Origin of the sequence: Dictyobacter aurantiacus, assembly GCF_003967515.1 — a bacterium.
Lineage (GTDB): Bacteria > Chloroflexota > Ktedonobacteria > Ktedonobacterales > Ktedonobacteraceae > Dictyobacter > Dictyobacter aurantiacus.
Genome location: NZ_BIFQ01000001.1, coordinates 3,243,266 through 3,257,107 on the forward strand (window position 1 = coordinate 3,243,266; position 13,842 = coordinate 3,257,107).

A 13,842-nucleotide genomic window follows, 5' to 3' on the forward strand; every position below is an offset into this window, starting at 1 on the left:
TCTATGTTTTTGATATGCTGATCTTATTTTATTCTAGTTGCGCTACATGTATAGAGCTTCCCTATAGAGCTTCCCTTTGTGTAGATAAAGTACAGGCTCAGCGCCTTATTAGTATAAGATATTTTATTGGTCTGAAACGGCTACTATTAAAGAAGGTCCTGGTCAGCTCTGGATGATTCTGTACCCCTGGAAACGTATCATTTTGTCCCCTTGTTCATGCTCGTGTTTGCAGTCAACAACTATGATAGGATTGTCCTCTGACCTCACGTAGTGCCCCTGATAAGAGATGACTCCTGATGCAAGATGCGTTTAGCGTATGTTTCCCGGACATGGTATTTATCGCTCTATGAGGAATCATATGAATGAGGAACATCAAGATAAGACATATAGCAAACCGATGGCAGCAGACGATGAACTCTGGGTTCCTCCACGGTTAGCTAAAGATCGCAGCAAGCTCAAGCGCCTGCAGAAAAGAACATTGATTCAGAGAATAGGGCTTGCCGGAAAGACTCCACTAGAAATATTTCAATTGTTGCTTCTTCCAGTTGTTCTCGCGGCATCCGGATATTGGTATAGTTTTACTCAAGTACAAAGCAGCCAGAGGGGGCACCTTGTAGATCTCCAGATCGCGGCGGACCAGCAACGAGAGACAAGGCTTAAAGACAGCCTGGATGAAATAAGAGACTTATTGCTTAATAAAAATCTAAGCGGATCACAAGCGGGAGACGAAGTGAGGGTAGTCGCAAGGTTGGAAGTTTTAACAGCCCTGCGGCACCTTGATGGAGAGCGTAAAAGGTTGTTGATGCTGTTCTTATCCGATGCGAAGCTCATTTCTACAGATAGGAATGATGTAATTATTGACCTAAGCCACGCTGACCTGAGCAATACTGATCTAAGTAATATTGATCTGAGCGGTGCCCATCTGAGCCATGCCAGCTTGAACAATGCAAATCTGAGCAATGCAAATCTGAGCAATGCAAATCTGAGCAATGCGAATCTGAGCAATGCAAATCTGAGCAATGCGAATCTGAACCAGGCTAATGCGTCGCAGGCTAACGTGTCGCAAGCCAGACTGCTTTATACCAAAATGAGGGGAGCACATCTAGATCGCGCCGATCTGAATCTGACCAGGTCAGGCCATGTTGATATGGACAGTGCCGATTTAAGGCAGGCCAATTTGACTAGATCTGATATGATCGGTGCTAATCTACGCGGTGCCAATCTGGCCGATGCCGTATTGCACGGATCCATATTGATCTATGCCAACTTGAATCATGCTAAATTGATGAACGCCAACCTGAACCACGCCAGATTGATGCACGTTGACTTGAGCAATGCTGATCTCCGCAATGCCAGGATTACCAGAGATCAACTGGCTGAAGTAGCATCACTTAAAAAGGCAATTATGCCCGACGGATCAATACATCCTTAGAATTGCGTTATGGTCTGTTGTATCAATGACTACTGAATAGCATTAACCCGGGTGGTCCCTTTTTTTTAGGACATATAACAAATGATAAGAGGCACGATCAAAAATTGGCAATCGGGATCAGCGCCGTTCCTTCCAGTGCCGCTGACCACCCGATTGTCAATCTTATATGGTAAAAGTACTTTATCGTCCCAGTTTCTGGCGGCTCTGGAAGGCACGTCGGATGTGGGTAAAAGCTTCACGCTCATGGCCCAGTTCCTCAAGGAGCTGAGCGTAGCGAACAGACTCATCCGCCAGTTCTTCGTGGCTCCCCAGTCGTTCTAGCATATCCAGACCCTCAACGAAATGTCCACCCCCCTGATCATAATTTTTCAGTGCATACTCTATTCTGCCGAGAACAATCAATGTATCTGCCGTAATGATTGTATCGCCGAAGCTTTGCGCCAGCTCATAGGCCTGCCGGGCATTTTGTTCAGCTTCCTTGAGATTCTGTTGCGCAAAGTACCACTCGGCATTGCGGGCCAGCAGACTGGCCTGCGTCAATTGATCTCGGGTAACAGTAGGAGATTGTAGAGCACTATCCAGATAGGCACGTGCCTGCTGGCTATCAGTCTGCATCACAGCGTGACCCAGATAATGATAAAGCTCGCTGCGTAAGTGTTTCGTGATATCAAAATTGTGTAATTGAATGCTTTTATAGGCATACAACATAGCCAGTTCATTATCTTTCGCGGCAGCATAATATTGACTGAGATTTGCGTACGTAGCCTGAATACTTTGGGTAGTTGTCAGTTCTTCAGTAATAGAAAGAGCTTTATGAAAGGCATCCAGGGCCTGCTCAAAGTTTTCCAGACGTGTATAGTGTTGGCCCATCTGAATATAGATTTGAGCGCTAAAGAACGGATCCTGTGTTCCGCTCTCCTCAAGCTGGTTAAGGCAGCGCTGATGAGCCAGCAAAGCCTGTGCATAATTGCGCATGGCGGCATATGTCAATGCTAACTGATGAAGGATGCGCAGATGCAGATATTGCGCGTTCAACTCCTTCGCTATCTGTGTCGCTTCAGAGAGAATGTATTCGCTTTCCTGGTACTGATTGTCCTTATAGTACGCCCAGCCCATGAGATAGCGATGCTGCAATTGATGGTGGCGTTTCAAGCGCTTATTTGAGGTATGTTCGAGCAATGTGATTGCAGATTGTGCCTCTCCTTGTATAATTAGAATCTGTGCATCGAGTAGATCTAATTCTACCTCGTCCTCTTCTCGTTCGCTCAATGCTGCGGCAGCGCTAGCACGTTCTTCCTGCTGAGATTTGTTGGGAAGGAGTTGAGTTGAGCTCATTCCAAGACGGCTGGCAAGAATTTCCAGAGCGCGGAGCGAGGGATGAATCTGTCCGCGTTCAATGGCTGAGATGTAACTGACTGAGAAATCAGGGGCGGCAAGTTGACTCTGTGTATAGTGCTGAGTGATGCGCGCAGCCCGTAATTTTTCCCCTACCGTTTTGCCAATCTTAGCTGATGGTTGCTCAGGGGACATGTTGACCTCCTAGATGTAAGTTTTTTTTAACGAGAGAGTCAATAAATACACAAAATCCTGGTCAAATGTATTGTAAAATACACTTATGTATGGTGTCAATATGTTAGTGCAATCTGCACTAGAAAGATACTGATATATGATAGCTTGTGTTACAAGTACAGTTCTTAATTTACGCCCCTAATGATAATGCAAACAGTGGATGCTTCAATAATCAAATTAGTCAAATCACCAGAAAGAATGTTAGATATTCTCAAGCTATCATGCGAGCAGGTTCGCTTTTTGCTGTACTTTTACTGCTTGCTTTGTAGCAAAATTATGTTGAGAACCGCTACGAAGAACGTTTATACATCATGTTTGCTGATTGCTTGAATGAGAAATAGTTGTATCTTTTTTCAACTAAAACAGCCTGCTTATTACACAAGTTGTAAGAATGGCCTCTGTTCTCGCTCTACTTTTTTTCAGCTAATATAAAAGTGAGAGCATTTCAGAGAGACTTATATTACAGACGTTATATATAGAGAAACCGTTTCTGATTCACTGATTTGCGGCCGCAGTGTTGGTACAAAATGATGATGGATGATTTGTCTGTTGACGAAAATGTTGGGTTTTTTTACAATGTCGTTAAATCATTGGGGCTCAAATGTCGCCTGTTGTACAATTAGGCTATTAGCCAATGGCATATGTAGGTTATTGATTTGCGGCTCCACACTGATGGCGTTGGGGAGCTGATTGCGGCGCTGGCAATGAGTAGTATGCAACAAAGATACCCGGGTGTGGAAACTGGTCCTCTGCATAGCAAATAAGGCAGTATTCAGATTTGAGGAGTGCGCAAGTATGTTTCGTTTCTTAACGGCAGGAGAATCACATGGTCCCTGCTTAACCATGATAGTCGAAGGCCTGCCTGCGGGTTTAGAGGTCAAGAAAGAGATCATTGATGCTGATTTACGCAGGCGCCAGGGAGGATATGGACGCGGGGGACGAATGAAGATCGAGAAGGATGCCATCCGTTTCCTGTCCGGTGTGCGTCATGGCAAGACGCTGGGCTCGCCGATTACATTGCAGGTGGAGAATCTGGACTGGGTGAACTGGGAAGAGCGCATGAGCGCGTCTCCAGTTGAGGCGGAGATGGAGTCAATCACGCGTGTTCGACCGGGGCATGCTGATTTTACTGGCTCCATCAAATATGGCCATGACGACGTACGTAACGTCATTGAGCGCTCCAGTTCGCGTGAGACTGCCTCTCGTGTCGCCGTAGGCGGTCTATGCCGCCAGTTTTTAGCGCAGTTTGGTATCAGCGTACACAGTCATGTGCTCTCAGTCGCGGGCGTTGGTTATGAGACTTCCCGTGCTATGACCGCTGATGCATATCCAGAGGACATGTGGCGTCAGGTTGAAGAGTCACCGATGCGCTGCGCAGATGCCACTCTCACCGAGAAAATGATCGCGCGTATTCTAGAGGCCAAGCGCGAGGGCGACACCTGCGGCGGCGTCTTTGAGGTAGTGGCGTTTGGGGTACCGATCGGCCTGGGATCTTTTAGCCAGTGGGATCGTCGTCTGAGTACGCGCGTGGGCATGGCGATGATGAGCATTCCATCGGTAAAGGCAATGGAGATCGGGGCGGGCTTTGAAACGACTCGTACCACCGGTTCGCATGTACATGATGTCCTGCGCCATGAAGAGCAAGGCGGCTGGTCACACCTGACGAATAACGCCGGTGGTATTGAAGGGGGCATTTCGAATGGAGAGCCCATCGTGGCTCGCGTCGGCGTCAAGCCTATTCCTACCCTGGCGCATCCGCTCCCTTCAGTAGACCTGGCGACCAACGAGAATATCGACCAGAGCCGTTATGAGCGCAGCGACGTCTGTGTGGTGCCCGCCGCGGGCGTCGTGGGAGAGGCGATGATGGCTATCGTCCTGGCTGAAGCGCTGCTCGAAAAATTTGGCGGCGACAGCATCGAGGAGACGTTGCGCAACTACCGCTCCTACCTCCAGAAATAAAAAGAAAGAGATGTGGCTGGCGCCAGCGCTCCCCAGGCTGGCGCTCCCGCTCATATTTTATCATGGGTAGTTGGTACAGAATGTGCGCAAATGCGCACATTCTGTACCAACTACCCATAAGGGATGAAGTACGTGATGGAGTGTGATGAGTTAAAAACCGCGATGGTGTACTGGTGATAGGGATGATATTGAGAGGGTTAAGCTTGTGCCGGTTCCTGCTGGATTTTTTGCCAGCACTCATGGCAATAGCCGGCGGCCATCAGCTCCAGAGAGAGGCCATGAAAGTGGTACTGCTTCTGGAGTTGTTCATTCAGGTTGCCCAATAGCTCTTCGTCGAGGTGGAAGGTCGCTTTACAGCGACGACAGATTAGATGGTGATGGGCCTGGCCCTCGGCCGTCTCATAGAGAGGTTGTTCGCCAGGGAGGTGGCTTTCACGCACCAGTCCAACACTTTTGAGCAGCTCAATTGTGCGATAGACCGTAGATAGGCTCACGTAAGGATTCAACTGTTGGACGCGCTCCATGATCTGATCGATGCTTAAATGCTCGTCAGCTTCTTGAATGACCCTGAGAATCATATGGCGCTGCGGCGTAAGGCGATAGCCGCGCTGGCGCAATAGATCATTACTCGATTGAAGGAAAGAATGCATCTCTGGTTCCTGTCGTGATTGCGAGTGCGATAATATGTTGCGCATATCCTAGCACGTGTAGTATTGACAGTCAACGGCCTGTTATTCCTGCGAGAAAGGTGAGGAAGAGCGTTTATTCTCGGTGTGTGTTTGACTTCCGTCATGTTAGGGGTACGTGCGCACCCCCGCACGCGCGTCCGCACTGATTTTTTATATGAGTGCATCGCGTGCGCATCTGCGCACGCGATGCACTCATATAAAACTGACACGTGAGCACCGAAGGTGCGAGACCTCATGCAGGCCGCGCGTGTGGGGTGTGCAAGTGCTCCCACACGCGCGACCGCATTGGTTTTTTATGTTAGGGCATGGGGGCGCGAAGGTGCCCCCATGCCCTAACATAAAATAGAAGGTTAGAATTATGGTACACTGGGGGCATAGCTATCCGTTAGGTACGATGGTTTTTTTCAATTGCTGGCCATGTGGTGCGCGATTTTGATGAGGAGCGGTTTTATGACTCTTTTTCATAGCTGGCGTTCAGAGCTAGATCCCGAACGCGTCATGGAAGTGCAGGTTCAGCACTGGAAGGAGGAAGCAGCTACATCCAGGGAGGAACATGTGACGGTCGAAGAACCGTTTGAAGTGCGTCTCGGGAATCAAAGCCTGGCTGTAATTATGCGTACTCCCGGCCACGATACTGAGCTGGCGCTTGGCTTTTTGCTATCCGAGGGCATCATCCAGGGTCCACAGGATGTGATAGGGGTGAAGAACGCGCAGGATGAGGATGGTCTACCGCTCGAAAACGTTGTAAGTGTTACCCTGCGTCGAACAACTTTTCAGGACGCTTTGCAGCCGCAGGCGCCCAAGTTCGAGCGTCACTTCGCCGTTTCCGCCAGCTGTGGGTTATGCGGAAAGAACAGTATTGCGGACTTGATGCTATCTGTCCCGGCTCTGGAAGCAGACGAGCTACGCATCTCCTTCGAGACATGCTATGGGTTGGCCGCGCGTTTAAATGCCGAGCAGGCTGTTTTCCGGCATACGGGAGGACTGCATGCCGCCGGCCTCTTTACCCACCAGGGTGAGTTGCTGGCGCTGCGTGAAGATATCGGACGGCACAACGCCGTCGACAAGCTGATCGGTTATGGCCTGGAAAAAGGGCTCTTCCCTTTTAAGGAGCATATACTCATGGTCAGCGGGCGCACTTCATTTGAGATTATTCAAAAGGCTCTGCTGGCACGCATCCCCTGCATAGCGGCCATTTCCGCACCTTCCAGCATGGCGGTTGAACTGGCCGAGCGGGGTGGCATCACCCTGATCGGTTTTTTGCGTAACCGGTCCATGAATATATATACCCATCCCGAACGCATCATTCATTGAGCAAGCTATGCTACCAACAAAATGAGAGAAGCGGGCAGCCGATAAGGCTGCCCGCTTCTCGTTAATTAACGACAATGTACGGTGTCAGGGGATAACCACATCCTGTAGTACAACGGGATGTTTGGTATAGTCCAGTTCGTCAGACTGGCTGACTCCTGTCGGGGTGATGGTGTCCATGACTTTGGGCACCGTATTGGGATCAACCGTACAATGTGGATCGCTACTGGTAGTGGCACAGACGCCGAAGGAATACGCGCCCGGCGTGGCTGTAAAGGCGCGCGCCTGGTCCGGGCTGTATCCATCCTGCCCCGTCAGGGTTACGGTAAAGCCCCAGCCGGAGCCAGGAGTGCCAAAGGTAGCTTTCGGCACGCTAAAGGTGATATAGCGCGAAATCGCGTTAGCGCTGACCTGTACGGTCCCCAGTGACGTACCGTTTGCATCGATGTAACGCTGACCAAAGCCCTGTACCTCGATGAGCTGGCTCCAGGCGGCTCCAGGCGCGATGGTATAGTTCCGTTGCGGATAGGATGCTGCCGTAGAGGTCTGGCTGGTCGCGGGATTATGCACATAGACATCTACCAGCTGCGCGCCCAGTGGACTGCCGAAAGTTGGAGTGAGATCGCGGGTCTGCAGCTTGAAGATGATATTGGTGCCGTCATCATAGATGCGGAAGTCCTGGATATCATAGGCCCCGGCATGGAAGTCAGACGCGGTCGGGTAGGCGTAGTTGCCGGGACCGTTGTCGTCGTTGCTGGGATCGCTGGCATCATAGACGAGCTTGCCAGGTGTGAAGTCGTAGACGACGGTGCGCTGATCGTGCGCGGTTGCCCCGCTCGGGCTGACCGCCACCGTATTCAGCACGGTTGTGCCGCCGCTAATCGGCAGCGAGGCGTTGAATGATCCGTCCGCCGCCACCTGCGCCTGCACGGTGCTGGTCTGATTCTGTTGATCAGTATTGGTCGCGGAAACGTAGACCGCGTTGCCCGGCGCGGTTTTGCCCGTAACGACAACGGGTGATGAACTCACTGACGAAAGGTTGGCCGGAGCTGCCACACTCAGTTGCGTTTGATCTACCGGGTGGGTTACGTAGCGGTTGTAGGTATTCTGTGGCTGTTCGAGCAGCTTATTGGACAGGGTATCGTTGAACAGGCGCACATATGACGCGACAGCCCAGGTCAGTGGAGATGCGGAGCCATCGGGCTTGCCAGTCTCAAAGCCAATCGACGCAACGGTGGGATCGGTGCCATACGGAGACTGGGCCAGATCTGGCTGTTCCCAGATCTGCTCTGGCAGCAGACCCACTCCTGACGTGGATTTCTGCAGGGTATTCAGCAGCGAGACCGCTGTACCGATATCCCCGGCGGCCAGTTGATACTCGCCACGTTCGTCTCCCAGGACCGGCCATGGATGGCCGCTACCTTTGCCGCTAGGCGCCCACGGATGTCCATCCTGATCTCCATCCCCATAGCCATCGCCATTGTAGCGATACCAGCCGGGACCATTGGGGGTCTGTACCTTGATGGTCTTATCAACCACGGAAAGTGAATTTACCACATCTTTGTCGCTGGCCGACAACTCGCCCAGGCGCACCAGGTCCAGGAAGCCCGCATCGATGACTGAGCGTTGATCCAGGGTTGGGCCACCATTGCCCAGGTTATAGGAGATGGCCGCGTTCGGATCACCCGTCTTCGAGAGCCGGATGAAGTAGGGCTGCGAAGAGAGCGGGCCATTGGTAGTTACGGTCCATTTTTTGATGGAGCGCTGCCAGTCATCCGCCACGCCTAGCCAGAGGTTGGCGCTCTTCAGATCGTTGTTCTTGCGCGCGATATCGGCGGCGGCCACCAGTCCCGCAATCTCGGCGGAGATTGTCGAGGGAGAGTAGCCTCCCTGTTCCTCCCAGCGCTCCACGCCAAAGGAGGGGCCATGGCTGGCTACAAAATTGGCCGCGCGTTTGACATGGTTTTGATAGAGGTCGCTATCGGTCATTCCCATCTGATCAGCCATCAGGATGGGATAGCTATTCTCATCCAACTGGGTGTTGAACGAGTCGGGCGCGACCTTACCATTGAGCAGGCTATTGCGCGGGAATGAACCGTCCGCCTGCTGCTGGTGATAGAACAGGAAGTTGACCGCGTCACGGGCGGTCTCACGATCGCCATCGGTGAACAGGGCGGTCCAGGTCTCATAGAGGTCGCGTGCGAAGACCTCGCGGTATGAGCCGAAGTAGGTATTATTTGGATCGCCTGCTGACGTTGCCTGCCCCCATGGGGAGGCCAGGCCGGCTACCAGAGCACCGGGGAACGTTTTATCCTCTGATGCCTTCACGACGTTGACGCTGAGATAATATTCATTGAGCAGGCGCGCGAAATCGATGCTGGATTGTGACTTCGCCGCGGGGAAGAGACGCCGCAGCGTCAACTTCGCGTCGTATTGCAGCCAGCCGGCGGTATACTGTGCCAGTACGGCATTGAAGTTCTGCCTCAAAGCGTCCTGTACTGTCTTTACGGCCTCCGCCTGTGACTGACCAAAGCCGAGTCCCAGGGTCAGATCGCCGCCATGCGAGATATCGGCCTGCGCTGTCTGCACCACGTTGCCATTGGAGGCCGTACTATACAGCGCACTGAGCGTATGCGAGGTATCGAGCTGCTGCAAACCATCGCTGTCCGTTCCCACAAAGCCACTTGATACCCGGGTGAATGGAGACGAGGCATCCAGGGCGCTATAGACCGGAACCCCATAATCCCGATTGACCGCGTTAGTTTTGGTCTGGGTATCGAACGCCACGGGCAGCGTATGTCCGTTTGATGTCGCCAGCGTCGCATTGTCCGCGCCGCCATTGCCGGAGCCGCCACCACCATTACCATTAATAGTGGGATCATAGCGCAAATAGAGCTTGTACGCCGAAAGCTGCCCCTTAAGAGGCTGAAAATGCAGCCGCATCAGCACAGCATTGCGCGCGGGATCAGTCACATAGTCTGTCACCACCCGATACTTACCACTCTTCGCCGTTGAAGTTACTCGACAGGCCAGGGTGGGACCATTCAGTTCCTGCACCGTATAGGTCGTATCGCGGGTTTGAAGATCAGTAAATGTACTGCCATCGGTCACAATGAACTGCAGCGTTTTCACATTGGTATTGTCGATGGTTGGATAGTAGACGTCACTCAATACGCCATTAGCCAGGGTGAACCAGACTTTGGAAGTGGTATTTCTGGCCGTTCCGACGCAATCTTTGCGCGCCATATCAAAATACGAGAGATCGCCGGGACCACCAGGAGCGGTGGCGGAACTGGCGGCACTCACCGATGACGAGGAGCGCAAGGCTTGAGCTAGAAGGAGTAGTAACATGCAGAACAGTAGAAATATACGCCAGGAAGTTGAGCGTGGATGCGACACCGCATCAAAGGTATCCTTACCGTGCTTACGCATACATTTTTTGCCCTTTTTCTAAGTAGATGGACAACAAAAAGTTGCAATCTATAACGCCGGATTGCATTCAGCAGGGTCTTATAAAACATAAACCGAATAGAGAACACAATTCTTCAGAAGGTTAGATGACGGGAATGGCACCCCTGGGTCAGAAATATTACTATATACTATACAACATTTATTGTTACACACCATTCCATCGTGACGCGTATTTTTGGTAAATAAAGTGCCTGGTTGATAGAAGCTTGCAAAGGTCCTGCTAGACTTGGAAATTGAGCCTATGATATAATTTTCGGTATGCATAACGATACAATAGCTGCTATCGCTACCCCACCCGGCGTAGGTGGGGTTGGCGTTATTCGTGTGAGTGGAAGTGAAGCGTTTGAACTGGTCTTACCCCTCTTTAAACGTCCCGCCGGTCAGAGTGAGCTTCCCCCATCACATAAACTGACATTTGGTCATATTATTGATCCCCACACCCGGGAAGTGCTTGATGAGGTGCTGGTGGCCTTTATGCGTGCTCCGCATACCTATACGCGCGAGAACGTCGTAGAAATTCAAGGCCATGGCGGACCCTTAATTTTGCGTCGCATCTTGCACGCCGTACTGGCGCAGGGTGCGCGCATGGCGAATCCAGGTGAGTTCACCATGCGTGCCTTCCTCAATGGACGCCTGGACCTTGCCCAGGCGGAAGCTGTAATGGACCTGATCGGCTCCGAGACTGAAGCGGGTCAGCGCCTGGCTTTACAGCAGCTACGTGGACGCCTATCAGACCAGATTCAGCAGGCGCGCCAGGCGGTCCTGGGGGCAATTGCGCGCATTGAGGCCAGTATTGATTTTCCCGAGGACGATATTCCGACGCCACAGCCTGAAGACTTGCAGCCGTTGATCGCAGAAGCTTATCAGCTAGTATCCTCCTTGCTGGCAGGTTCCGAGCAGGGACGGCTCTACCGCCAGGGGGTGCGCACAGCCATTATTGGTCGACCCAATGTTGGGAAATCCAGTATCCTGAACGCCTTTCTACGTACCGAGCGAGCGATTGTAACTCCTATTGCGGGTACCACGCGAGATACGGTTGAAGAAGCTGCCAACCTGCGTGGCGTGCCCTTGCACCTGATTGACACCGCCGGCATTACCCCGACTGATGATCCTGTTGAGCAAATCGGGGTACAGCGCAGCCGTGCCGCCGCTGAAACCGCGGATGTCGTCCTGCTGGTCTTTGACGGTTCCGAGCCCCTGACGGAGCAGGATCGCCTGGTATCAGCCGAGTTGCAGGCAATGGGCTTTGGCTTACAGGCGGCTAATAGCGACGGGACAATCAGTAAGCGCCCGGTACTACTTGTCATCAATAAGGCGGATCGTGATCAGAAGATCGAAACCTCAGAATTGAAAAAACTATGGCCGGAAGGGGTATTTGTCTCAACCTCCACGTTTTCAGACGCGGGTTTGCGGCCATTGGAAGATACCCTGGCGGATATCGTTCTGGCGGGTCGCATGCTTTATAGTGAAAGCGTACTGGTCACGAGCACACGTCATCAAGAGGCGCTACGCCGGGCTAATGGACATCTACAGGCATCGTTCCATTCATTGGATCAGCAATTGCCGCTTGACTTCGTCTCAATTGATCTGCGTGCCGCGTACGATGCACTGGGAGAAGTAACCGGCGAAACCGCCAGTGAAGATCTCCTGGACAAAATTTTTAGTGAATTTTGCATTGGGAAATAAAGCTATGAGGTATATCTAAAAATAGTGCTGGATCGCTTGATTGACGCTTCCCTTTACTACACCTGGTATCATACTTTTCTAATCCGCTGCTTATGAAAATACTAAAAGCGATCGATCATTTCCGGCACATAGCAACTCTTTTTTAAGAGAGATAGGGGTAAATGACGACGTGAATGTATTGAATAAGGTTTTAAATATATTCAAGAAGCCCGGTAGTGTGGTTTTGACTCTTGTGGTTATAGTTTCTATCATACTGGTGGCACTGTCCTACCGACTGGTGAGCGCCTCTCCTGAGCAGGCACAGGTTGTTGCCACACCTACTACCCGCATCCCAACTCCCACACCAACTCTCGCACCCACACCAACCGTTAAAGCTTCTCCAACCCCCGCACCCGTGATTTTGCCAGTCCAGGATCGTTCAAAAGTTTTAGGTATTGCCGGTGAGCCGGGCACCAATTATGACGGTATCCCCTGGATACGCTTGAGCCATCCCACCTGCGGTTGGGGTAATTTGCGTGGTGATGTGCTAAAGAACACCATTCAGGCGTATCATCGTAAAGGGATTCGTGTCCTGTTTTCTATTTGCCAGGCCAATAACGCCACTTTGCTTGATACGGCGAAATTTGATGATGCCGCCCATGCATATCCCGATGCCGTTCAGTGTGGTAATGAGGAGATGAAGCAAGACTCGTCGGTCTCCTTTTTATATACGCCACCTGATAAGTTTGCCAAATTTTATGATCTGTGTGAGAAAGCGATTCACAAGGTACGTGCCTCAACACCTGTTATACTTGGATCTCTGGATCCTCACGTGGCCGGTGCAGATTACCAGTTGCTGGTAAATCAGGTAAGCTACCTGGACCAGATGCAGACCGCTATGAATACCAGTGTGCATCCAGGAGGCAACTGGAGCTGGCGCAATCAGATCATCGGACTCATCGATAGCTGGCATAACGGATGGGGTGGATCTAACAACCTGGCTGGCCTTTTCGACTTCTGGTCACAGCAGTTTCAGATCGACAAAAATCAACTGGGTAATCACATGTGGGTCATTGAAGGGACCGGCTGCTTCAAGGGGTGTGGCATTAACGTCGATAGTTCGTATGAGCTGGCGGTCTCGCACATTCTGACATTAATCACAGATGTGCAGACAATCAAGCAATTGAAGGTACCATTCTTCTACTTCAGTGGCAAAGACTTTGTTGATCAGGGGGTAACATGGCCTATTGGTATCCTCGACATCAATGGTCATCCCAAGCCTATTCGCCAGGACATGGGGATGGGTGGTCGAACACTGACGCTCGCCTGTGGTAGTAAGAGTGTTACCGTGGCCGACCAGCTACAGCTTCTCTCCCGGCTCTACGCTGATTGTGCTCTTCCCTCAGACTACCTCAACACCTTAACGAGCTAGCATGACCTGAATAAAGATAGCACACAGTGGGAGGCGCGGAAGGGCGGTCAGCCCCTCCGCGCCTCCCACTGTGTGCTATCCCCTGTATAGAGGATAGCAATTTTCGCCACGAAATAAAAAACCTGGTCGAAAATCGGGCAAAAAACCTTGACAAGCTCTGACTTGATATGTTAATATCATTGAGCTGTCGAAAAAACAGTATCCATTACTCGAGTCACAGTAAAGTGACATCCTCAGGGATCTTAAATTCCCCGCAGTGAAGATATTCGATATGTAGTATTTGCTTCGAATGTTTGAACGAAGGTCGGAAAAAG

The 13,842-nt window shown here is 51.3% G+C and carries 8 protein-coding genes; 5 read left to right on the top strand and 3 right to left on the bottom strand.

The window, feature by feature from the left end:
• Positions 1-358 precede the first annotated feature (358 nt).
• On the top strand, positions 359-1,432 hold the full coding sequence (locus tag KTT_RS13090) for a pentapeptide repeat-containing protein (protein WP_160145840.1): 1,074 nt from the start codon (positions 359-361) through the stop codon (positions 1,430-1,432).
• 180 nt (positions 1,433-1,612) lie between these two features.
• Here the strand turns inward: KTT_RS13090 and KTT_RS13095 are convergent, their stop codons facing one another.
• On the bottom strand, positions 1,613-2,962 hold the full coding sequence (locus KTT_RS13095) for a helix-turn-helix domain-containing protein (protein WP_126596392.1): 1,350 nt from the start codon (positions 2,960-2,962) through the stop codon (positions 1,613-1,615).
• Positions 2,963-3,796: 834 nt separating this feature from the next.
• On the opposite strand from KTT_RS13095, the gene aroC reads away from it, so the two are divergent.
• Entirely contained in the window at positions 3,797-4,960 is a 1,164-nt protein-coding gene (gene aroC / locus KTT_RS13100) for a chorismate synthase (protein ID WP_126596393.1), read from the top strand.
• 197 nt (positions 4,961-5,157) lie between these two features.
• On the opposite strand, the gene KTT_RS13105 is transcribed toward aroC, so the two are convergent.
• The gene (locus KTT_RS13105) at positions 5,158-5,610 is read right to left on the bottom strand and encodes a Fur family transcriptional regulator (protein ID WP_160145841.1); all 453 of its coding nucleotides are present in this window, start codon (positions 5,608-5,610) and stop codon (positions 5,158-5,160) included.
• A 489-nt stretch (positions 5,611-6,099) separates the two neighbouring features.
• Between KTT_RS13105 and fdhD the strand changes: the two genes are divergently transcribed.
• A complete protein-coding gene (gene fdhD, locus KTT_RS13110; protein WP_218030887.1) occupies positions 6,100-6,963 on the top strand; it encodes a formate dehydrogenase accessory sulfurtransferase FdhD in 864 nt (287 codons plus the stop codon).
• An 84-nt stretch (positions 6,964-7,047) separates the two neighbouring features.
• On the opposite strand, the gene KTT_RS13115 is transcribed toward fdhD, so the two are convergent.
• A complete protein-coding gene (locus tag KTT_RS13115; protein WP_235845700.1) occupies positions 7,048-10,392 on the bottom strand; it encodes a glucodextranase DOMON-like domain-containing protein in 3,345 nt (1,114 codons plus the stop codon).
• A 297-nt stretch (positions 10,393-10,689) separates the two neighbouring features.
• Between KTT_RS13115 and mnmE the strand changes: the two genes are divergently transcribed.
• On the top strand, positions 10,690-12,117 hold the full coding sequence (gene mnmE / locus KTT_RS13120; RefSeq protein ID WP_126596395.1) for a tRNA uridine-5-carboxymethylaminomethyl(34) synthesis GTPase MnmE: 1,428 nt from the start codon (positions 10,690-10,692) through the stop codon (positions 12,115-12,117).
• A gap of 217 nt (positions 12,118-12,334) precedes the next feature.
• Positions 12,335-13,528 carry a hypothetical protein gene (locus KTT_RS13125; RefSeq protein WP_126596396.1) on the top strand — a complete coding sequence of 398 codons (1,194 nt, stop codon included), beginning with the start codon at positions 12,335-12,337 and terminating at the stop codon, positions 13,526-13,528.
• Positions 13,529-13,842 lie beyond the last annotated feature (314 nt).